Source organism: Burkholderia sp. Bp9012 (assembly GCF_003853825.1).
In the GTDB taxonomy this organism is placed as follows: Bacteria; Pseudomonadota; Gammaproteobacteria; order Burkholderiales; family Burkholderiaceae; genus Burkholderia; species Burkholderia diffusa.
Genome location: NZ_QTQA01000032.1, coordinates 30,621 through 54,506, shown reverse-complemented (window position 1 = coordinate 54,506; position 23,886 = coordinate 30,621). Strand labels below are relative to the sequence as shown.

At 68.7% G+C, this 23,886-nt stretch carries 9 protein-coding genes; all 9 read right to left on the bottom strand.

Annotated features, from left to right (window positions below; all coding sequences use genetic code 11):
* Positions 1 to 57 precede the first annotated feature (57 nt).
* From DIE11_RS31285 to DIE11_RS31245, 9 genes are read right to left on the bottom strand one after another with little or no spacing between them, the layout of a single operon-like run.
* Positions 58 to 1,470: a polysaccharide pyruvyl transferase family protein gene (locus DIE11_RS31285; protein ID WP_124488368.1), complete on the bottom strand. Its 1,413-nt coding sequence runs from the start codon at positions 1,468 to 1,470 to the stop codon at positions 58 to 60.
* A gap of 44 nt (positions 1,471 to 1,514) precedes the next feature.
* A complete protein-coding gene (locus DIE11_RS31280; protein WP_124488367.1) occupies positions 1,515 to 8,927 on the bottom strand; it encodes a non-ribosomal peptide synthetase in 7,413 nt (2,470 codons plus the stop codon).
* Positions 8,928 to 8,944: 17 nt separating this feature from the next.
* On the bottom strand, positions 8,945 to 13,729 hold the full coding sequence (locus tag DIE11_RS31275; RefSeq protein WP_124488366.1) for a type I polyketide synthase: 4,785 nt from the start codon (positions 13,727 to 13,729) through the stop codon (positions 8,945 to 8,947).
* Positions 13,730 to 13,768: 39 nt separating this feature from the next.
* A complete protein-coding gene (locus tag DIE11_RS31270) occupies positions 13,769 to 14,980 on the bottom strand; it encodes a beta-ketoacyl synthase (RefSeq protein ID WP_124488365.1) in 1,212 nt (403 codons plus the stop codon).
* Complete coding sequence (locus DIE11_RS31265; RefSeq protein WP_124488364.1) at positions 14,977 to 16,707, bottom strand: cyclic peptide export ABC transporter; 1,731 nt, start codon at positions 16,705 to 16,707, stop codon at positions 14,977 to 14,979. The genes DIE11_RS31270 and DIE11_RS31265 overlap by 4 nt, the downstream gene beginning before the upstream one ends.
* Before the next feature lie 56 nt (positions 16,708 to 16,763).
* A complete protein-coding gene (locus DIE11_RS31260) occupies positions 16,764 to 17,660 on the bottom strand; it encodes an alpha/beta fold hydrolase (protein ID WP_124488363.1) in 897 nt (298 codons plus the stop codon).
* A 36-nt stretch (positions 17,661 to 17,696) separates the two neighbouring features.
* Positions 17,697 to 18,812, bottom strand: a complete 1,116-nt coding sequence (locus tag DIE11_RS31255) for a ferritin-like domain-containing protein (protein WP_124488362.1) — start codon at positions 18,810 to 18,812, stop codon at positions 17,697 to 17,699.
* 52 nt (positions 18,813 to 18,864) lie between these two features.
* A complete protein-coding gene (locus DIE11_RS31250; RefSeq protein ID WP_185633850.1) occupies positions 18,865 to 21,753 on the bottom strand; it encodes a beta-ketoacyl synthase N-terminal-like domain-containing protein in 2,889 nt (962 codons plus the stop codon).
* A complete protein-coding gene (locus DIE11_RS31245) occupies positions 21,750 to 23,495 on the bottom strand; it encodes a fatty acyl-AMP ligase (protein WP_124488360.1) in 1,746 nt (581 codons plus the stop codon). Before DIE11_RS31245 ends, DIE11_RS31250 begins: the two co-directional genes overlap by 4 nt.
* Between the last annotated feature and the right edge of the window lie 391 nt (positions 23,496 to 23,886).

The following is a 23,886-nucleotide window of genomic DNA, read 5'->3' as shown; positions in this document are numbered from 1 at the left end:
GACGACGTTGCGCAGGAGCGCGCGAGGTGCCGAGGCGCAACGCGTCGCCGGACTGGTTCACGCGGCCATCAGTTCGAGCAGCGGCGACGGCAAGGGCGGCAGATGGGCTTCCCAGTGCCGCGGGCGATGCCGCATCGAAAAGTTCGGCAGCACGCGCGCGATCTCGTCGCAGAACCGGATCCCGCCCTCGCCCATCTTGCGGATCTCCGCGGCCACCGTGCGCGCCGACGATCTGGCGATCGCCACCGGATCGAGCTGCACCGCCGCCGCGACGACGCGCTCCGCGAGATCGGGCGCGTCGGCGGGGATGACGCGCCCCGCCTGATCCGGCGCGTCGAGCAGATTTCGGATCCGCTCGTCCATCGCGATGCCGATCGACGGCACCTGCCCCGGCATCGCGCCAACCAGCGCGTGGAACCGCGAACTGACGAGCAACGCGCTCATGCGCAAGATGCCGACCATGCAGGCCGCGGGATGCTCGCAGGACATCAGCACGAGCGGTTGCGAGCAGAGCTGCGCGGACAGATCGCGGCAGGCCCGCCAGTCGACGCGTTCCATGCCGATCAGCAACGGCAGCGCGTCCATGCGCCGGCACAGCGTCTCGATCGCGCGCGCGAGGCCCTTGATGTAGTGCCGGTATTTCACGTCGATCTCCGGCGACGACGCGTGATAGAACACCGAGCCGTATCGCAACTCGGCGCACACGCCTGCCGCCGCGAGCGACGGATTGGGCCGCACGGGCCACCAGAACGGATTCATCGGACAGACCGTCAGCAGCGGCTGGCTGCCGTTCCATCCCGCGTCGCGCAAAAGGGCCGCCGACTCGTCCCGCGGCGACGCGGCGAAGCTCCATGCGGTGTCGGCGGCCTCGAATGCGCGCAGTCCAAGCGCCTGCGCGCGACGTTGCGACGGCGCGTTTCTCGTCAGCACCAGCGAGTGTGCGACGTGCTCTGCGACGAAGCGTTCGAGCGGCGTGTCCATGACCCCGATTTCGGCGCCGTACGCGACCGACGGCTTGCCTTGCCGCGCCGCCAACCCGAGTGCGCCCGCCATCGTCGCGGAAAGCACGTCCGAGAATGTGGACTTGAACATCGAGCCCTCGCAGGCGATCGCGGCATCGCTCGCTGCGACGCTCGCGGCCAGCACGTCGGGCAGATATCCATCGGTCGACACGGCATCGACGCCCGGCAGCACGTCGCCCGGCAACACCGCACCGAAATTCAGCGCGCGAAAACGCACCCGCTCCGTGCCGAGAAGATGGCGGATCTGGCGGACGATCTCCCCCGTCCGCATGTCGGCGCCGAGATTGCCCGCCCCGCAATAGCCGGCCAGCAGCAGCGACAGCGGCGCGCCGGGGCGCCATGGCGTGCCGCGCGCCGCCTGCGCATCCATTGCCGCGGGCGCGAGATGCGCCATCAGCATGGCCTCGGGATCCGGGGCCCGCAGGAATGCGATTTCACGTTGGTTCATACGATCCTCGATTCGCCGATATCGTGCGGCCCTGCCCGGGCCGTTCAACCCTTCATCGCCAGTGCCTGCGCCAGGCGGTCCGCGACGACGTCGATCGCTGGCGGCAGCAGGATCGAGTAGTGATTCGCCGCGACCGGCACGACCTCGACGCCGCGATGGGTCCGCGGGCGCCAGCCGTCGACGGGACTGACGCGGCGCGCCGGCTCCTCGGTGGCGAGGAAGAACAGGATCCCGACGTCGCCAGGCAGGCCGACATAGCGCTTGCGCGCGAGATGGTTGCGCCGGTAGACCTTGAACTGCTCGCGAATCTCGTCCTCGGTGTAAGCCGTCTCGGCAAAATCGCCGGTCTTCGTCTTCGTATAGGTCTGCCGGCACAGCCACTCGATCCTCTGCTGCTCGTCGAGCGCCATGATCGCTTCGTCGTCCTGCTTGACTGCCTGCTTCATGCGTCGCCGCATGTGCAGCAGGAAGTAGCGCCAGCAGGCTGCCGCGTCGACGTCGCGCCCCGGCTCGAACGGTGGGGATTCCGCATCGATCATGCCGAGCAGGCCGACCTCGCACCCCGACAGGCGCAGCAGCCGCGCAGTCTCGAACGCGAGCATGCCGCCGGCTGAATAGCCCGCCAGCCGGTACGGCCCCTCCGGCTGAACGCGGCGAATCTCGCGCGCGTGCAGGTGTGCCATCTCCTCGACCGACGCATCCCGGGCGCCGAAGCCGTCGTGATAGGCGTGGATGCCGAACACGGTCTGGCGCGGGCCGAGCCGTTCGACGAGCGGATGGAAGCTGCCCAACCCACCGCCGATCGGATGAAACAGGAAGAGCGGCGCGGCGGTGCCCATTTGCAGCAGCACCAGCGCGTCGCGGCCCGTCTCGTCGCGGCATCCGTCACCGGTCTCGTCCGCGGCCGACGGCGCCGGCTCGCTCCATTCCGGATGGCGGCCGATCAGTTCCGCGATCGTCGGACACGCGAAAAGCGACAGCAGTGGCATCTCGCTGCCGAACGCGTCGCGAATCCGTGCCACGAGCCTGACCGCCAGCAGCGAATGGCCGCCGATCTGGAAAAAGTTGTCGTGGACGCCTATCCGCGGGAGACCGAGAATCTCGGACCACATTTGCGCGAGACGCAGCTCCACGGCGGATACCGGCGCCACATAGGTCTGCGGCCGGATCCGATGCGCGGCGTCCGGCTGTGGCAGCGCGCCGCGATCGAGCTTGCCGTTCGCGGTGACGGGCATCCGTGCCAATTGCACATAGCTGCCCGGCCGCATGTAGTCCGGCAGGCGCCGCGCGAGCGTCGCGTCGATCTGCCGGAAATCGAGCCGCGCGGCACCGCGTTCGTCGAAGCCCTGAGCCGCTCCCGTGCGGGCCGGCACCACGTAGGCGACGATCTCGGCGCCCTGTCCCGCGTCGAGCGCCGTGATATGGCAACGCCCGACGCCGTCGCATGCCGCGAGATGGCGCTCGATCTCCCCGGACTCGACGCGATGACCGCGGATCTTGAGCTGGCCGTCGCGGCGGCCGACGAATTCGATGCTGCCGTCCGCCAGATAGCGGCCCATGTCGCCGGTGCGATAACAGCGGCCGCCGTCGCCGAGCGGAGACGGCACGAAGCGCTCGGCGGTCGCGGCCGGCATCCGGTAATAGCCGTCCGCCAAATAGCGCGTGATCACGCAGATTTCGCCGATCTCGCCGAACGCGACGGAGTGGCCGGTCACCGAGCGCAGCACCAGCCGCACGCCGTCGATCCCCTTGCCGATGCCGATCGGCCCCGCTTCGTCGATGCCGGTCGTCGCGATCCTGGCGTAGCTGGCGATCTGCGGCGTCTCGGTTGTCCCGTAGCAGTTGAGCACCTCGCAGCCGACGGCGAGGCGTGCGAGCCGGCGCGCGACGTCGGAGACGAGCGGCTCCCCGCCGAGGAACGCGTAGCGCAGGCTCAGGAGCACGTCGTCGACGTCTGAGAACTGCATGGTGTCCGCCAGCGACGGGGTCATGTGCGCGACCGTAATGCCCGTCTCGACGAACCAGCGCAGCAGCTCGCCGCCGATCCGCTCGTGCTCGCCCGGCATCGCGGCCAGCCCGCCGGACCAGAGCGCGGCCTGGATGTCGCGGAACAGCGGGTCGTGGCCGAGCCCGGACAGGACGCTGAACCGGTCGAAACGGTTGAGATCGAAGCTGCGCGCCTGCCAGTCGAGGAAATGGCTGAGCGCGAGATGCGGCGTCGCGACCGGGCGAGGCATGCCCGTCGTGCCCGAGGTCAGGACGATGTAAGCCAGGTCCCCCGGCTCGATGACGACCTGCGGCGGCGACGCGGAATAGCCGGCCAGCGACGCGTGCACCGCATCGGCCGGTGCGTCCTCGGCGTGCAGGGCGGTCGCGAATTCGCCGACGTAGCGGCACGCGGCCAGCGCGTCGTCAAGCGCGCCGTCGCGCGGCATCGCGGCGAGGTCGAGGCAGCCCGCCGGCCGGATCATCGACAGATAGGCGGTCAGCCGCTCCGGCGGGTGCGACGCATCGAGCACGACGATAGCCGCGCCCGCCTTCTGGACGCCAAGCATGGCCCACGCGAGCCGCGCGCAGCGCGTTGCGAACACCGCGACCACCTCGCCGCGGCCGATCCCCTGCGCGAGCAACAGGTGGGCCAGCCGGTTCGAATCGCGTTCGAGGTCGAGATAGTTCAGTTTCTCGACGCCGTCCGAGACCGCCACCACGTCGGGGATACGCTCCGCCCAGTGCGCAACGCGCCCGGCAACCGTGCCAGGCCAATCCGCGTCGTGCGCGGCAGGCGTGCCGGCGGCGCTCGCCGGCACGAGCGGTCCACGCGCCAGCGGGATCTCGACGATGCGCTGGTCGGCCAGATCGCCGGCCCGTTCGAGCAGGTAATGCAGTTGCGCGAGCAGGCTCTCCATGCGCGGCGCATCGAACAGGTCGGCCGCGTAAGTGATCGCGAGCCTCGTCTCGGGCGCGCGCCGGTCGATATAGAGCGTGAGATCGTATTTCGACGATTCGTCGGGCAAGGCCATGCGTTCGATCCGCAGGCCCGTGTCGATCGCGTCGCGCGCCGGAAAGTCGAGCGAGTTGATCATGACCTGTACGATCGGCTGCCGCGACAGGTCGCGCGGCGGCCGCAACTCTTCGACCAGACGCTCGAACGGCAGGTCCTGGTGCGCATAGGCGCCGAGCGCGACGCGCCTGGCCTCGCGCACCAGCTCGCCGAACGTCATGTCCGGCGAGAGCTTCGCGCGCAGCGCAAGGGTGTTCATGAAGAAGCCGATCAGGTCCTCGGTGCGCGCGTCGTTGCGGCCCGCAATCGGCGTGCCGACCACCAAGTCGTCGCTGCCGGTCCAGCGGAACAGCAGCAGGTAGAACGCGGCCAGCATCACCATGAAGAACGTGGCGTTCTGATCGAGCGCCATCCGCGCGACGACCTGCTCGATGTCCGCCGACAGCGGGATCGAGACCGTGGCGCCGCGGATGCTCTGCACGGGCGGCCGCTCGCGATCGCCCGGCAGGCTCAGGTGGGCCGGCATGTCCGCCAGTTCCTCACGCCAGTAAGCGATCTGCCGGTCAAGCGTGTCGCCTTGCATCCAGCTGCGCTGCCACGACGCGTAGTCGCCGTACTGCACCGCGAGCGGCGCCAACGGCGGATGGGCGCCTCCCGAGCTGCGATGCCGATAGGCGAGCGCGATGTCGCGCATCATCACCTCGACCGACAAGCCGTCGGCCACGATGTGATGAAGGTTGACGAACACGAGACTGTCGGCGTCGCCGAGCAACACCAGCTTCGCGCGGAACAGCACGCCGCTGCCGCCGCGCAGGTCGAACGGCTTGCGCAGCTCGGCCCGCAGCAGGCGCTCGACCTCGTCGCGCTGCCGCGCGTCGTCCGCATGACGCAGGTCGACACGCTCGATGTCGTAATCGGTCGGCGCATCGACGACCTGCGTCGCGCTGCCGCCCAAGGTGACGATCCGCGTGCGCAGCGTCTCGTGACGGGCAACGAGATCGGCGACGCCGAGCCGGAACGCGTCGACGTCGAGCGCGCCACGCAGGCGAAACGCGAGCGGAATCGTATAGGCCGCCCCGCCGACGTCGAGCTGATCGAGCAGCCACAGCCGCTCCTGCGCCAGCGAAAGCGGCAGGCTCGCAGCGCCGCCGGGCACGCGCGGTGCCGGCATGAGCGGCGGCAGCGCCAGGCTCGCGCGCCTGCGGCGCTCGCGGCCGATCGCCTCGGCCTGCGAGCCCAGTGTCTCGTGCTCGAGCAGCACCGACAGCGGCACTTCGACCTCGAGCAGGCGGCGTATCCGCGAGATCACCTGCATCGCTGTCAGCGAATGGCCGCCCAGTTCGAAGAAGTTGTCGAGCGCGCCCACCCTCTCGACCGCGAGCAGCTCGCTCCAGATCTGCGCGAGCGCCTGTTCGTCGGGTGTGCGCGGCGCGACGTAGTCGGCCTTGAAATCCTCGAAGCGCGGTGCCGGCAGCGCGCGCCGGTCGACCTTGCCGTTCGGCAGAAGCGGGATGGCCGGCAACGCGATCAGCGCGGACGGAATCGCGTGGCCCGGCAACTGCGACGCGAGCGCCTTGCGGATTCCCGCGACGGAGATGGGCGCCGTGCCGCCGCCGCGCGACGTGCAGTACGCGACGAGGCGCGGCGGGCCGCCGCCGGTGTCGCCGAGCACGGCCACGGCCTGATCCACACCGTCGCAGCGCTGCAGCGCCGCGACCACCTCGCCGGTATCGATGCGATGGCCTCGTACCTTGATCTGGTCGTCGCGGCGCCCGAGGAATTCCATCGTGCCGTCGCTGCGCCAGCGGCACAGGTCGCCGGTCCGGTAGAGCCGTTCCGCCGCGTCGAATGGTGACGGCACGAAGCGCTCGGCCGTCAGCGCGGGCTGATTCGCATAGCCGTGCGCGAGCCCGTTGCCGCCCGCATACAGCTCACCCGGCAGGCCGATCGCGACGGGCCGCATCTGCGCGTCGAGGAGGTACATGCGCGCGCCGTCGACGACGCGGCCGATCGGAATCGTGCGGCGGTCTGCCAGCGCGCCGCATTCCTGCATCATCGAATCCCAGAACTCGGATGTGCCGTAGACGTTCTTGAGCACGACGCCGGGCAGACGCCGGCCCATCCGCTCGACGAGATCGGGCGTCAGCGGTTCGCCGCTGCACGACCACTCGCGTACGTGGGTCAGCTTCGCGAGCAGGCCGGATTCGTCGTCGAGCAGCGCGCGCAGCAGCGACGGCACCAGTACGACGCGGTCGATCGGATGGTCGCGGACGATCGCCATCAGGCGCGCCGGGTCGTTGCAGGCATCGGCCGGAAACAGCACGACGTGGGCGCCGCGCGTGAGCGGCATGAAGATTTCCCAGAGCGAATCGATTGCGTTAATGGTGGTCTTGCCGGCGTAGACGGTGCCGGGATCGGCGCCGTCCCACATCAGGCGCGAGGCGATCGCGCGGTGTGTGCCCACCACGCCGTTCGGGCGGCCCGTCGATCCGGAGGTATAGAGCACGTAGGCTGGATCATCGAGACGTACGACGAGGTCGGGCGCAGCGGCCGGGTGACGCTCGATTTCCGCCCTGTCGGCATCGAGCCGCACGACGCGGATCCCGGGCACCTCGACGTGCCGCATGCCGCCCGCGTCGGTCACCACCGCGGCCACCCGTGCGTCCGCCATCATGAAGCGCAGCCGCGCGACCGGGTAGTCGGGATCGAGCGGCAGGAACGCGGCACCCGCCGACCAGATGCCCAGCAACGCGACCACCAGCTCGGCGCTGCGTTCGACACAGAGCCCGACCACCGAACCCGGCCCGACGCCGTGCGCGCGCAGATGATGCGCGAGACGGTTCCCGCGCGCGACCAGTTCCGCGTAGCCGAAAACCCGGTCGCCGAACACGACCGCCGGCTCATCGGGACGAAGCCGCGCCTGATCGCGCACCTGAACGTGCGCGCAGGCAGGCGGCTCGACCGGGCGGTCCCGGCCGCTCCAGTGCTCGACGAGCCGCCGCGCCTCGTCTTCCGGCGGCAGCAGCAGGTCGTCCAGCGCGCGCCCGGGTGCGGCGATCACGTCCCCGAGCAGACGCCGCAGCGTGTCGGACCAGATCTGTGCCGTGTCGGCGTCGATCCGGTCGGTGCGGTATTCGAGCGTGACGAGCGTCTGTTGGGGACGAACGTTCGACGCGACGATCAGCGACAGGTCCGCGCTGTTGTGATCGGCCGCGAACACCTCGCGCTCCGCGTACAACCCGTCGAGCGGATAGTGGTGCACCGGCGTGTCGTCCCAGACGAACGACACGTTGGGGCGGCCGATGTGGGCGCTGCTGCGGCCGTCGTCGAGACAGCGCTGCGTCATCTCGAACGGCACCTCGTTGTTGGCGATGCCGTTGAAGACCGCCTCGTGGACCTGTTTGAGCAGCGCGGCAAACGGTTCCGACGCCGTCACGCGCGCGCGGATCAGCACGATCTGCACGAAATTGCCGATCAGGCCGTGCAGCTCCGTGAATTGGCGGTTGGTGGTCGGCGTCGCGATCGTGAGATCGTTCTGGCGGCACAGTGCGCTCAGGAACCCGCAGAACACCGCGAGCACGACGACGTAGGGCGTCGTCGCATGCCGTCGCGCGAAGTCGATCAGCGCGGCCCGCAAGTCCCGGTCGATCCAGAATGCAACCTGCCGCACGTTCTGTCCGCTGCCGCCCCCCACCCGGTCGAGCGGCAGCAGCGTCGTCGCCGACGCGCCGGCGAGCGCTTCGCGCCAGAATTCGAGCGAGCGCCGGAATGAAGCACTCTCGCTGCGCTCGCGCTGCCAGACCGCGTAATCGACATAGGCGAGCGGCGACGCCGGCAACGCGGCCGGGCTGCCGCGGCGATGCGCGTTGTACAGCGCGACGAGATCGGCGAACAGGATGCCGAACGACCATCCGTCGAAGACGATGTGGTGCACGACGAAGAACAGTACGTGCAGTTGCGGTTCGAGCCTCAGCAGCCGGAAGCGCACGGGCGGCACGGCCGAGAGATCGAACGGTCGCGTGATCTCCTCGTGTGCGATGCGCCGCACGTGCGCGTCGCGCTCCGCATAGCCCGCATCCGTGGCGGGATACCGGCCGTCCAGGTCGACGACGGCCAGCTCGACCGGCACCCGCGACAGCACCCGTTGCACCGGCTGGTCGCCCGCCACCGTGAAGGTCGTGCGCAGCGCCGGATGGCGCGTCACGAGCGCCGCCAGCGCCGCGCCGAGGCTGTCGGCATCGAGCTCGCCGGCGAGCCGGATACCCTCGCCGAGATTGAACATGGTGCCGGACGGGTTCAGTTGCTGAAACAGCCATATCCCCTCCTGCGCGAACGACAGCGGGCCCGCGTCCGGATCCTTCGCCCGCCTGATCGGCGGCTCGGACGAATGCGGTTCCGGCACGGCCCGGATACGGCGGTTCAGGCGTTCGCGCAGTTCACTCGGTATGCTGCTCATGGAACGGTTCCTGTTGACTATTCGCGAGAGATGGACGACGTGGCGATCGTGCCGCCGGCACCCGCAGGCGGCTCCTGCGCGGGTGCCCAGTTCGGGGCCGGTATCCCGTCGCGGTCCGGCGCGCCGTCCCGCGTGATGGCGGTCGAGGCGGCGGCGTCGAGCGCGTCGCCCGCTTCGCCGACCTCGAGTTCCTCGAGCAGCTTGATCTCGATCGCCTGCGCCAGCTCGGCGATCGTCGCCGTTCCCTCGGCGCTGAACAGGTCGCGCGGATTGATGTCGATGCCGAAGCGCGCGCGCAGGCGCGGAATCATCTGCAACGCGAGAAGCGAGTGGCCGCCGAGCTCGAAGAAGTCGTCGTGGACGCCAATCCCGTCCACGCTGAGCGCCTCGCCCCAGAACTCGACGAGGATCGTCTCGAGCTCGTTGCGCGGCGCCAGGTATTCGGAGCCGATCGACGGACGCGGGTAGCGGTTGCCGGTCGTCTCGGTCGGCAGCGCGCTCTCGCTGATCTGCTTGGTCGGCGGCACGACACGGACCATGCCCGCCGGCACGCTGTCGTCCGCATAGGACACGCGTCGCGACACCAGCACGCCGTTGCGGCCCGTGGCGAGCAGGCGACGAAAGATCTCGATCCCGTCGGCCGTGCCGATGCCGAACGACGCGAGTTCCTTTTCCCAGATCGCGGCGAGCCGGTCCGGCAGCGGCGTGGTCACGGCCATGCCGATCTCGCCCCACGCGTCCCAGTTGATCGCGACGACGCGCTGCGCGCAACCGTGTGCGCGTTGGCGCGAATAGGCATCCATGTAGGCGTTCGCGGACGTGTAGGCCGCCTGTCCGAGGCCGCCGGTAATCGCGGCGATCGACGAGAACAGGGCCACGAAGTCCAGCGGCGCGTCCGCGAACAGCGTCTCGATGACGTCGATGCCGTGCACCTTCGGCGCCAGTATCGGCATCAGCTCCTGACGATTGCGCAGGATCATCGGCCCGGTGCCGGCCAGCCCCGCGAGATGCAGCACGCCGTGCACGTCGCCGAAGCGCGCGCGGGCGCGCGTGACGAGATCGAGCATCGCGGCGTGATCGGCCGAGTCGGCCTTGCCCACCAGGATCTCGCCGCCGGCCGCCTCGATGTCGCGGAGTCGCGACACGATGCCGGCGAGCCGTGTATCGCCCTGCGCGTCGGCGAGCAGCGCAGGCCAGTGCTCGCGGTCGGGCAGGCCGCTGCGGCCGACCAGGATCAGCTTCGCCTGATAGTCCTTTGCGAGCCAGTGCGCGAACGCGAGACCCAGGTCCCCAAGACCTCCCGTGATCAGGTAGACGCCATTGCGCCGGATCGGCACCGCCGCCGCCGGCACCGGCGCGACGTCGATCGCTTCGTAGGATGGCAGCCACCGATTGCCGCCGCGATAGGCGACGACGTTCGCCTGGGTGCGCGCCACGCACTCGCGCAGCAGCAGATCGATCACGGCGTCGACGCGCCCGGCCGCGATATCCTCCGTCGCGAGGTCGATGAAGCGCGAATTCACGCCGACCAGCTCCAGCGAGGCGACCAGCGCCGGCCCGAATGCGAGTGCCGAGGCCGGCCGCGGCACTTCCGTGCCCAGCACTTCGAGCGCGTCGGCGCCGATCACGAGCAGATCCGTCTGCGTGTCCTTGTCGTGCCGCGCCAGTGCCTGCAGGGCGTGAAGCAGCCCGAAGAACGCGCGATCGAGCATGCCGTCGATGCCGTCCCGTGCGTCCGTCGCGCCGGGCAGGCTCCATGCGTAGACGATGCGGTGCGGCACGCGCCCTTCCGCCTGGAGATCGGCGAGCAGTTTCACGAAATGTTCGGGTACGCCGGGTGAGGCCGTAAAGTTCGATTCGCCGGTTCTCGCATACGCGTCGCCGGGCTCGACAACGGCCACATTCAGCCCGCGCCCGCGCAACGTTTCCGCGAGCCGCGCGCAGAGCGGGCCGCTGTTCGCAAAGACCAGGCACTGCGGACGCTCCGCGAGCATCTCGTCTATCGGGACGTCAACCGGCAGCGCGCGCGTCCAGACCTGGCCGTACAGGCTGTCGAGTGCCTTTGCCGCCATGCCGGCCTTCCTCGGCCGCAGCGTCGCGCCGTCGGACTCGTCACGGATCGCGGCCCAGTAGCGTTCGCGCACGAAGTGCGTCGGCGGCAACACCACCTTGCGCGGCGCCATGTCATCGAACAGGCGCCGCGGATCGAACGGCACACCCGCGAGGATCAGTTGCGCGACGGCCTTCAGCAGCGCGGCGCCCTCCTCCTCGCGGCCGTCGGGGCGCGGCATCGACGACACGACCGTCACCGGCGAGCCGTTCGGCACATTGCGCTGCGCAAGCGACGCGAGCGAGCGCCCCGGCCCGACCTCGAGCAGCAGGTCGATGCCGGCGTCGCGCAGCAGTGTCTCGAAGCCGCGAGCGAAATGAACCGTGCCGCCCAGCTGCCGCCCCCAGTACTCGGGCGAGGTCGCTTCCTCGGCGGTGATCAGCCGGCCCGTCACGTTCGACGCGAACGGAATCGTCGGCGCATGCAGCGTGATGGCGTCGAGCAGCGCGACGAAGTCCGGAATCGCCGGCGCCATCATCGACGAATGGAACGCGTGCGAGGTGCGCAGGTCCGTACAGAACAGGCCCTCGCCGCGCAACCGCCCCTCGGCTGCATCGACGGCTGCGGCGGGTCCCGATATCACGCAGGTATCCTGCGCATTGATCGCGGCGATCGCGACGTCCGGCCCGAGCAGCGGCGCGACCGCGTCGGGACTCGCCGGCACGATCGCCATCCTGCCGGGCGGCATCGCCTGCATCAGCCGGCCGCGCTCGCAGACCACGCGCAGCGCATCGTCGAGCGTGAAAACGCCGGCGACGCAGGCGGCCACGAGCTCGCCGATGCTGTGGCCAAGCATCGCGACAGGCTCGACGCCCCAGGCGCGCCAGAGCGCAGCCAGCGCGTATGAAACCGCGAAGATCGCCGGCTGGGCCAGCGCGGTGTTCCGCAGCGCCTCGTCAGCGGCGGCGAGGCCGGCCTCGTCCGGAAACAACACGGCGCGCAGCGCGACCCCGCCGACGCGCTCGATCTTGTCCAGGCATTCGTCGAGGGCGGCGCGAAACGCGGGTTCCTCGTCGTAGAACCCGAGGCCCATGCGGACATGCTGGGTGCCCTGCCCCGGAAACAGGAACGCGACCTTGCGTTCGCGCGTCTGGCACTCGCCGATCACGAGCCGCTGGCGATCGCCGGTCTCCAGCGCGCTCGCCGCCTCGTCGAGATCCTTGACAACCGCGAAGCCGGCGTAGCGATGCAGGGTCCGCCCCTGCGCGAGCGTCCACGCAACGTCGCGGACGTCAAGGTCGTCATGCTCGCGCAGGAAGGCGGCGTGCTTGCCCTGCATCGCCGTGCGTGCATCGGGACTCTTCGCCGAGACCGGCAGCAGCCACCACTTGCGGCGGCGTCCGTCGCGCACCGTCGGCAGCGGCGCCTCCTCGACGATCACGTGCGCGTTGGTGCCGCCGATGCCGAACGCGTTGACGCCGGCGCGTCGCGGCACGGCGCCCCGCGACCAGTCGGCCAGCGCCGCGTTGACCCGGAACGGCGACGCCGCGAAATCGATGTTCGGATTGGGCGTCCGGTAGTTCAGGCTCGGCGGCAGCTGCTGGTTCTCCATCGACATCACGACCTTGATCAACCCGGTGATGCCGGACGCATGGTTCAGGTGCCCGACGTTGCCCTTCACGGAACCGACGCGGCACTCGGGTGTCGCGGACGACAGCGCCGTATAGACCTGGGTGAGCGCGGCGATCTCGATCGGATCGCCGAGGATCGTGCCCGTGCCGTGTGCCTCGACGTAATCGACCGTATCGGGGGCAACGCCGGCCGCGGCCAGCGCCTCGGTGATCACGGCGCTCTGGCCGCGCACGCCCGGCGCGGTGAAGCCGAGTTTCTCCGAGCCGTCGTTGTTGATCGCCGTGCCGCGGATCACGGCACGGATATTGTCGCCATCGGCGATTGCGCGGTCGAGCCGCTTCAGCACGACGATGCCGACGCCGTCGCCGAAGATCGTGCCGGTGGCGTCCGCGTCAAACGGACGGCAGTGCCCGTCGCCGGAAACCATGCCGCCCTCGGTGTAGAAGTAGCCGGCCTTCCGGTAGCTGCTCTGGATCGAGACGCCGCCGGCGAGCGCGACGTCGCACTCGCCCGACAGCAGGTTCTGGCAGGCCAGATGGACCGCCACGAGCGAGGTCGAGCACGCGGTCTGCACCGTGAGCCCCGGGCCGCGCAGGTTCAGCTTGTACGACACGCGCGTGACGAGATAGTCGTTGGCGATGCCGGTGGCGAACAGCGTCTGAAGCGCATCGGAGGTCGCGAGCTGCTCGTAGTTGGAAAAGGCCACTTCGAGCTCGTAGTAGCTGAGCGCCGCGCCCGCGTAAACGCCGATCGCGCCATCGAAGCGCTCCGGATCGCAGCCCGCGTTGTCGAGGGCCTCGACCGCGCATTCCATGAAGATCCGGTGTTGCGGATCGATGTACTGCGCCTCGTTCGGGCTCAGGTTGAAGAAGCGCGCGTCGAAGCGATCCGCGTCGTCCAGCACGGCCGCAGCCTTCACGTAGCGCGGCGAGTCGATGTACTCGTCGTCGACGCCCGCCTCGCGCAGCTCCTCGTCGCTGTAGAACCGGACCGATTCGACGCCGTCGCGCAGGTTGCGCCAGAACGCGTCCACGTCCGGCGCGCCTGGAAAGCGCCCGGCCATGCCGATGATGGCAATGCTGGATACGTGTTCGTCGTCGGGAAGATCTCGGCTGTTCATGGCGCTGGTCCTTTTATTGGCAGTGGGGGCAATGGCTCGTCAAAGCGGTTTTCCGAGCACGAGCACGGCGTTCAGTCCGCCGAAGGCGAACGAGTTTTTCATCGCGTAGCGCAGGCGTGCCGCGCGGGCGACGTTCGGGACGTAGTCCAGATCGCATTCGGGATCGGACTCGCGGTAATGCGCGGTCGGTGGTGCGATGTCGTCACGCAACGCCAGTGCCGCGACGAGCGTTTCCAGTGCGCCCGAGGCACCGAGGCTGTGGCCAAGCACCGCTTTGCTCGACGAAATTTGCAGGCCCGCGGCGCGCGCGCCGAACACGCGGTGGATCGCGCGCGTCTCGCTGATGTCGCTGATCCGCGTGGCAGCGCCGTGCGCGTTCAGGTAGTCGATGGATTCGGCGTCGAGCCGTGCGTCGCGCAGCGCGCGCTGCATCGCGATCACCGCGCCCTCGGTGTTGGGCGCCAGCATCTCGCCGGCATCGGAACTCATGCCGAACCCGACGATCTCGGCGTAGGGCCGTGCGCCGCGCGCCAGCGCGTGCTCGCGGTCCTCCAGCACGAGCATCGCGCTGCCCTCGCCCAGCACGATTCCGGACCGATCGCGCGAGAACGGCCGACACGTGTCGTGGCTCAATGCCCGCAGCGACTCCCAGGCCTTGATGGTCGCCACGGTGAGGCAGGATTCCGCCCCGCCCGCCACCGCGATCGGCGCGGTGCCGGCGCGGATCATCTGGAACGCGAGCCCGATCGCGTGCGTCGAGGATGCGCAGGCGCTCGCGATCGAATAGGTCGGCCCCATCAGTCCGGCGTCGATCGAGACCTGGCTGGCCGGCGCGCTGTGCAGCACGCGCGGCACGACGGTGGGATGCACGCGCTCGCGGTTCATGCCGTACAGGCGCACGTAGGTGTCCTCGATCGTCTGCTGGCCGGCCACGGCGCTGCCGACGATCACCGGCGTCTCGCGCGCCAGCTCCTCCGTCAGCTCGAAGTCGGCATCGGCCAGGGCCTGGCGCGCCGACGCGACCGCGAGCTGCGACACGCGGTCGAGCAGTTGCATCCGCCGCGCGTCGAAATGCGCTTGCGCGACGAAATCGACGACTTCCGCGGCGTGCTTCACGTTGAGGCGCGCGGTCGGCACGAGGCGCATGTCGGCAATCCCGGAGCGGCCGTCGACGATCGCGCGCCAGAACGCGTCGACCGTCAGCCCGACCGGCGACGTGACGCCGGCGCCCGAGATGACGACGCGCCTCATTTCGCGTCCTCGGACAGCACGTCCGGCGCCGGCCCGGCCGCAGGCACGCCCAGCCACCCCGGAAAGCGCGGCGCGTCGGCGTCGCCGGCCACCACCGTCGCAGCGCGGCGGCGTGCTCCGGGAAACTGGTCGAGATCGATCAGCGTGTCGCCCGAGCGGAAGTAGCGGTCGTCGTGCGAGACGACCAGCACGAGCCGACCTCGCGCGCGAAGGTCCGGCAGGATCTTCTCGTAGAAGACGGCCTTGAACACCGGGTCCTGGTCCGCGGCCCATTCGTCGAACAGATAGGCCGGGCGTTCGTCGAGATAGCTCGTCAGCAGTGCGAGCCGCTTGCGCTCGCCGAGCGACAGCGCGGTGACCGTAGACAGCCGGCCGCCGGCGACGGTGACCTTGTCGTGGATGCGCAGGCTCTTCAGCAGCATGTCGACGCGGGCGTCGCACGCCTCGCCGGGCGTCTCGAGCACCCGCTCGAACAGGACGAAATCGCTGAAGATCGCGGAAAACTGCTCGCGATAATGCGCCCGGTTCGCCTCGGTCACCGGCGTGCCGTCGAGCGTGATGCAGCCTTCGTCGGGCACATACAGGCCGGTGACGAGCTTGGCCAGCGTGGTCTTGCCGCTGCCGTTGCGTCCGACGATGAACACCACGTCGCCGCGCCGCAGGCGCAGGTCGATCGGCCCGAGACGGAATGCGCCCTGAGGGCCGCCGTCCGTTCCCGCATAGCGGTAGACGATGCCGTGCAACGCGATCTCCTGCCACGGCACGCTCGGGTCATGGCCGGCCGTCCTATCCGGCTTCGGATCCGCCAGCGTGCGCGTAGTCAGAGAGAAGCCCATCTGCTCGATGCGCTCGTAGGCAACGCCCGCGTCGATCAGGCCCGGGATGCTGCCGACGATATCGCGCAGGGGCCCGATCATGTAAATCAGCGACAGCGCGTACTGCACCACCGCGCTCTGTGCAAGCAGCCGGCCGTGGATGTCGAAGATCACGAGACCGAGGGCGAGGAAGAAGATCGTCTGCGAAAAGCCCTGTCCGAAGTTGAATACGACCGACTGGCGCTGCCAGGCCTTCTTCAGCTCATGGGCGTTGTCACGGAATGTGTCGAGCATTTGCGCCCTGCGGCGCGCGTTGAGCTGCAGCTCCTTGACGCCGTAGACGAGCAGGTCGAACGTGATTGCGAGATCGTCCCATGCGTGACGGGCGACGCGCATGCAATGCGCGATGCGGCGAGACACCCACTGATGCACGACAAGGCCGATGCCGACCATGCCGAGCACGATCCCGAGGCGCTCCGGCGACATCACGCCGAGATAGCAGAAGCAGATCACGAGAAACACGAGGTTTGCGAAGATGTTGACGGTATTGGGAACGGCCTCGCCGATGCGCGTCACGTCGGCCGCCATCGAGGCGAACAGCCGCGAATGCCCCGTGTGCTCCAGCTTGTCGAGCGGCGCATCGACGATCTGGCGGGCAAGGTTCACGCGCAGCGTCATCACCGCACGGCGCGTGATCAGCGCGAGGATCGAGCGCGATACCACGCGCGTGGCGATCACCAGCACGCCATACAGCGCGAAATGCCACCACCTGACGCCGGCATCACCCTCCATCGCGACGAACATGGACACCAGGATGCCCATGGTCGCCACGCCACTCAGCGCGCTTCCGATCGAGGCCAGGGAGAACAGAACAGGCCCTTCTCTAATAAGCATTCCGAAAAGATTCAACATTGCTGCCTCGTCAAGATCACCTACGGGAAGCCGACTGAACGTCGGGCCGCCGATGCTCAGCCCTGTGGTGCCGGCACCTGTCCGCTCCCGCGCGCGGCGCGCAGCGCGTCATGGAACGGGACGGTCGCGTCGAGGAACGCCTTCGGGTTGTCCTGCATCACGGCGTGGCCGGCGCGCACCTCCCGCAGCGTGCCGTCGCGCGCCGCGCGCACGCTGCGTTCGGCAGCATCGCGAGCAAGCACGCTGGACATGGTCCCGCGCACCAGCAGCAGCGGGCAGGCCAGCGCGCGCAGCTTGTCCCACGCGGCCGCACTGCGCGCCGGGCTCTGCAGGTCGGCCGGCGCGAACTCGCCGAACACCGGGTCCACCTTCATGACAAAGCCGACGCCTGCGACTTCGTCGAGCATGTCCTGCGCGAAACGCGCCGCGATGTCCGCCGACAGCAGCGGCCGGGCCCGGGTCGCGGCATCGACAAACTGCGCGTGGCTCTCGAACACGCGTAGATTCGCCCCCAGATCGGCACACACCTTCTGCAGACCGACCGGATTGAGTTCTGGCGCGAAATCCACGAGCACGACCGCACGAACCCGGCCGGGATACCGCGAGGCCAGGCTGAGCGCAATGTCGCCGCCGAGCGAATGGCCGACCAGCACGAAGTCGCCGAGCCTCAGCATGTCGACGACATGGTCGAGATCGCCGACGAAACTAGGCAGCGTGTATTGCGCGATCGGGTCCCGGCTGGAATCGCCATGCCCGCGCAGGTCCACCGCATAGATATCGTCGTAGCTCGTGAGCGCAGCGGCATAATCGCTCCAGCTGCACGACGACTCGCCAAAGCCGTGAATCAACAGGCACGCGGTGGAGCCAGCCGGCCCCGCGCCGCTGCGCCGCCAGTGTCTGATGTGCGAGACACCGCCGTCGGGCAAGGCGAGTCGAATGGAATGGGAGATCATGGGCATCGTGGGGTCAGATGAGTCGTCGAACGCTGATCAGAGTCGTGCATCGTGCGGGTCCTGTGTGCCGGGTGAACCTGTGGCCGGGCCCGCTTCGAGCCCGCGGCGAACGTGGGCGTCCGCGTCGAACTGCTCGGCGATCTCGTCGTCGCGCGCGATTTCATTGTCGAGATCGAAGTTCGCCGCGTCGATCACGCCCATCTTCTCGAACGCCTCGCGCACGCGTGGCCCCCACAGCCCGATGCCCTTGACGATCGGCACGATGCGGGAGAACAGCGAAACGTGGAACTGCCTGCCGGTGGCCGACTGCTCCTCGAGACCGAGGCACTCACGGATCGGCAGGCCGAACCGCTCCCAGACCTCGCGCTGGGTGCAGCTCTGCTGCATCTGATGACAGCCCTCGATCAGGAACGCCTCGCGCTCGTCGAGTTCGGCCGAGGTGAGTTGACGGTAGTAGTCCTGCAGCGCAGTGCGCCCGAACGCGACGTGGCGCGCCTCGTCCTGCATCACGTAGGCGTTGATGGTCGCCGCCAGCGTGTTGTCCGAGAGATCCCGGATACGCTGGAACGCGGCCAGCGCGAGCCCTTCGATCAGCACCTGCATGGTCAGATAGGTCATGTCCCAGCGCGCGTCGTTGAGCCCCACGTCGAGCAGGCTGCGCAGCCCGGCCGAGATCGGATAGGCAGTCTCGAACCGGTCGCGCAGCAGCTTCGAATACACCTCCAGGTGCCGCGCCTCGTCCATCGCCTGCGTGGCAGCAAAGAATTTCGCGTCGAGGTCCGGCGCCGATTGCATGATTCGCGCCGTGGCGATCAGCGCCGCCTGCTCGCCGTGCATGAACTGCGAGATCAGATAGGCCTGGCTGTGCCGGCGGATCTCGATCTTCTCGCTGGCCGACAGGCGCTTCCAGATCGGCATGCCGAAGATCGGGATCGACGCGTCGTCGAGGCCGAGCGGGTTGTCCTCATCGAACTGCTGGTCCCAGTCGATCCGCAGCGCCGCGTCCCACTGGCGTCGCTTGCCCTTCTCGTACAGCGCAAGCAGTGCCTCGCGATCGCGGTCGTATTGCCAGGACAGGCACATGTCGGCGCGGCCGTTCACGTGCCAGCGTGTCTCACTCAACGGCACTTCGTAGTGGAATTCGATGGTCATGAATACGTGTCCTCGATGCTCGACGGCCGGCGGCATGCCGATCCGTGCAACTTCATCCCAGTGCATGCCTGCGTGCGGCGCCGCGCCTCGCGCTCGCGCTCAGCGCCTCCCGATCGTCGGATGCGGCCTGCATCGCGCGGGCAAGATCGCGGATCGTCGGGAAGCGCGTCAGCGTGTCCAGCCTGACGATGTGCCCGAGCCTCTCGGCGATCCTGTTCCGGAACAGCGCGATATCGGCCGGCTTGCCGACGTTAAGCAAGGTGTCCGTCACGCCCGCTGACGGCAGCGCCACGATTCCCTTCCAGATCGACAGCAGCGACGCTTCCAGTTCGGTTTCGGGGTACACCTCCGCGCCGGGCCGCAGCCCCGCCGCGGTCACGCCGCCGAGCGAGCGGCTCGCGGCCTCCGCGGGCTCGCGGCGCGCCGGGCGTCTCGGCGCCGCCTCGATCCAGTAGCGGGTCGGCTCCCACGCATAGGGCGGCAGCGACACCAGCGACGGGACGAAGCCGGCAACGGACGCACGATAGCGCAGCGCGCCGCCGGCGCCGAACCAGTTGGCCAGTGCGTCGTGTAACGGATGCCGGCCGCCGCCCCATGCCGCTTCGGCCGGCAGTGCACCGGTGCCGGCCGAAGCCGGCGCAAGCTCGCCGCCGCAGTCGAAGCTCACGTACCTTGCACCGGCATCGTCCGCTTCGTCCGTCACGTGGAATTCGGCATCGGGGCGAACCGGTGACGACGCACCGCCCAGCAGCGCACGCACGGCCGCATGCAACGGCAGCGCGCCGGCGGCCACCGCGGCCGCGAAACGCCCGCTGCCGGTACCTTGCAGCACGGACGGCATGACGCCGCCCGCCTTCAGCACATGAACGATGCCGAGCTGGACCGCCAGCGCGGCAACGCCGGATTCCGCCGCCTCGGGGGCGATGCCGTCCGCGACGCGCCACGCGATGCCGAGCGTTTCGAGGATCTCATCGCAGCGGCGCAGCACCGAGACGAACAGCGGATCGGCGCGGCAGGCGTCGCGGACCATGACGAGCCAGCCGTGCGACGGCACGCCGAAGCGGAAGACCGCGCGCACGTGCCCCGCCCGCGAGCAGGCCGGCGGCCCGGCCGTCGTCGCGAAGCTTTCGAGTTCCGCCGCGAGCGCGCCGAGCGAGTTCGCGACGAACGCGCGGCGATATGGCAGCGGCTCGCGCCGCGCGATCGACGTATAGGCGAGATCATCGAGATCCGGACACGTGCCGCCGCACTGTGCCTTGAGCCATTGCGCGACCACGCGAGCCTGCCGTTTCAGCGCATCCGGCGTGCGCGCCGACAGCGCGAAGAGCCGCGGCAGGCTGGAGCCGATCTCGACGCGGGCTCGAGGGATGCGGCGCGGCGCGTCCTGCAGGATCAGATGTGCATTGGCGCCGCCGAATCCAAAGCTGCTCACACCGGCAGTCCGCCGATGCTCACGGCACGGCCACGGACGATGCGCGTGCACGACCTCGATCGCCGATCCGGCGAAATCGAACGCGCGATTCTGCGGGCTGGCGTGGAGCGTGCCGGGAATCTCGCCGTGATGCAGGGCCAGGGCGACCTTGACGAGACCGGCGATGCCGGCCGCGGCCTCGAGATGGCCGATGTTCGATTTCACGGCACCGATCAGGAGCGGCGCGCCGGCATCGCGACCGGCCCCGAACGCACGACCGAGGGCCGTCATCTCGACATGGTCGCCGAGACTCGTGCCGGTGCCGTGCGCCTCGACGTAGTCGATGCCGGCCGGCGTCACGCCCGCCTGGACCGCGGCCGCGCGCAGCATGCTTTCCTGCGCGCCCGGGTTCGGCGCGGTCAGGCTGTTGGATCGACCGTTTTGCCTCACGGCGCTGCCCGCGATGACCGCGTAGATTCGGTCGTTGTCGGCCAACGCGCGCTCGAGCCGCTTGACGACCACCACCGCGCAGCCCTCGCCGCGCACGTAGCCGTCGGCCAGCGCCGAGAACGGCTTGCAGCGACGATCGGGAGACAGGATGCCGGCGAGGCTCAATGCGTCGGTCACTTCCGGGCTCAACATCAGGTTGACGCCGCCGACCAGCGCGAAACCGCACTCGCCGGCGCGCAGGCTCGCGATCGCCAGATGCGCGGCCGTCAGCGACGACGAACAGGCCGTGTCGATCGCGAGGCTCGGACCGACGAGATCGAGGTAGAACGACAAGCGATTCGCCGCGACTGACAACGCGTTGGCCGAGCTCGAATAGCTGTCGACCGGACAGGCTCCAGAGAAAATACCCTGGCTGTAGTCGCTGTGCGAAATGCCGACGAACACACCGCCGTCCGTCTGCCGGATATCGCCGGCACGCATCCCCGCGTCCTCCAGCGCTTCCCAGGCCACCTGCAACAGCAGGCGCTGCTGCGGATCCATGTGCTGGGCCTCCTTCGGGGAAATCCGGAAGAAGGCGGCGTCGAACTGGTCGATGTCGTCGAGATAGCCGGCCTGCTCGCTTGCCGTCGCGTACGCGTTTGCTGCGCCGGCCAGCCGCGGACGGTTCGAGGGGCGGCCGGAGATACAGTCGCGCCCCGCGCACAAGGCTTCCCAGAACGCGTCCTTGTCTCGCGCACCGGGCATCCTGCACGCGATCCCGACGATCGCAAAGCTCTCCCGGAGCGCCGCCGCTTCACGCGGCACCGGCCTGGCGGACGACTCGCATCGCTCGGTCGGAACGGACAACGCGTCGTTGCACAGATGGGCGGCCAGCGCCGAAATGGTCGGAAATTCGAAGAAATCGGCCGGATCGAAGGGCCGCTGCAGCAAGGTCGACAGCGCGTCGGCGATGCGGACGACCGCCACCGAATCAATACCGAAATCGAAGATCGGCCGGTCCAGTTCGATCGCATCGACGGGACAGCCCGCCCGCGTCGCCACGGCCTCCGACAGCCAGCGTTCGAGCGTGGGAGTGTTCACGTCCGGCGCCCCTGCACCGCGTGAGCGCCTGCTTTGAACGCGTACAGCGTTGGCAAGGCGCCCTCCGCGTACGCCTGACGGCAGGCCTGCCGCCTGAGCTTGCCGTTGAAGGTCTTCGGCACGCCGCCCGGCGCGACAAGCGCGATGCCGTGAAGCGCCACGCGAAACCGCCTGAATACGAACTCCCGCGCAAGCGCGGCCAGTCCCGCTGCCTCGTCTGTCGATCCGGCATTGACCTCCTGGACGAGCGCGACCCGCTCGTATCCGTCCTCTTCCACCACGAACGCAATGCCTCCGCCGAGACGGAAACGCCGGTCGAGCGACTGGACGTGATCCTCGACGTCCTGCGGATGAATCTTGCGACCATTGATCACCATCACGTCCTTCAGACGCCCGGTAATCAACAGTTCGTCGCCATGCATCCGCCCGAGGTCGCCCGTACGCAGCCAGGTTCCCGCAGCCGCCCGGGCCCCGTCCGGATCGTCGTCCGTCCGCGCGAGACGCGCCGCGAACGTGTGGTTCGTCAACTCGGGCGAATGCCAGTAGCCGGCGGCGACAGACGCGCTGCGCACCCAGACTTCGCCTTCTGCACCCGGCGGCACCGGCGAGCAATCGACGGGATCGACGATCGTGATCGTGGTGGACGGCGCACATGGCCCGCAAGTCACGCGTTCGCGCTGCTGACCCTGCGTGCCGTCGTGATGGTGCGGTGCACGGTCGCCGACGATGCTCGGCTCGCGATCAAACCGGCAGGCCGCGACCAGCAGCGCCGATTCGGCGAGGCCGTAGCACGGCATGAAGGCACTCGACGCGAATCCGCTGTCGGCGAAGCGGTCGCGAAAGCGCGTCAGCGTCTCGCTGCGCACCGGCTCCGAACCGTTGAACGCGACCTTCCACGTCGAGAGGTCGAGACGCGTTTTGGCGACCGTCGAGACGCCGCGAACGCAAAGGTCGTAAGCGAAGTTGGGGCCACCGCTTACGGTCACGCGGTAGCGATCGATCATCCGAAGCCAGCGGATCGGCCGCTGCAGGAAGTGCGCGGGCGACATGAAGATGGTTTCTGCGCCGCCGAAGAACGGCGTAAGCATCGTGCCGATCAGCCCCATGTCGTGATAGAGCGGCAGCCAGCTTGCGCACCGCAGACGATGGTGGAAGCCGCCGAACGCCTCGTGGATCGACGCCATGTTCGAAAGCAGATTGCCATGGGTCAGCATCACGCCTTTCGGCTTTGACGTCGATCCCGACGTGTACTGCAGCAGCGCCAGCGAATCGCCGTCGATCGCCTCCGGCGTCCAGCCGGTCGCGAGGAGCGCATCGGTCGCCAGCCAGCGAATGCCGCCCAGCACGGGCGAACTCGCGATCGTCGGTGCCAGCTGGTCCAGGTATGCACCCGTCGTCAATGCGATCTCCGCCCCGCAATCGGCCGCGACGCGTTCGAAATGCGCCAATTCATCGGTCGTCACTTTCCGCGACGGCGGATAAATCGGGACGGCTACCGTACCCGCACAGACCGCGCCGAAGAACGCCTTGATGAATTCGAGTCCCGACGGATAAACCAGCAGGACCCGCGCGCCCGCGGCCACGTCATCGCGCAGTGCACCGCCGATCCGGTTCGCCGCGCTCAGCAACTGGGCCGACGTGAGCCGCTCCTCGGCGTCCTCGCCATCCGCGAGAAAGATGTAGGCCGGCGAATCAGGTTGATCTTCCGATGCCCGTTTCTCGAGCAGTTCTCGCAAGTTCATTACGGCACACAAATAGGTATGCGAATTAATATCCTGGCTCCGGGGACGACGAACGCAAACCCGCGATCATGCATCGACCGTGTGTTCGTTGACCGCCACCGTTTTCAGGGCGCAAGCCGTCCCGGCATCGAATGGCCGATGCCGCGAACGCGTTTGCGGCAAATCGCCGACATCCGCGGTTGTGACGGCCCCGATCCAAACGGAACGGGAAACCGGCAGGCACACGGTGTCGCGATTCGGCCGCAGTCAGCATGACGATATCTACCGCAAACGCATGCTGCCGTATTGGCACAATACGAATTTGCTACAGGAAGAACCAGTACACACCGAAATCAGACTATATCCGTCTGATTAAATTTGATGATTTCCCACGCTGCGGCACACCTCAATT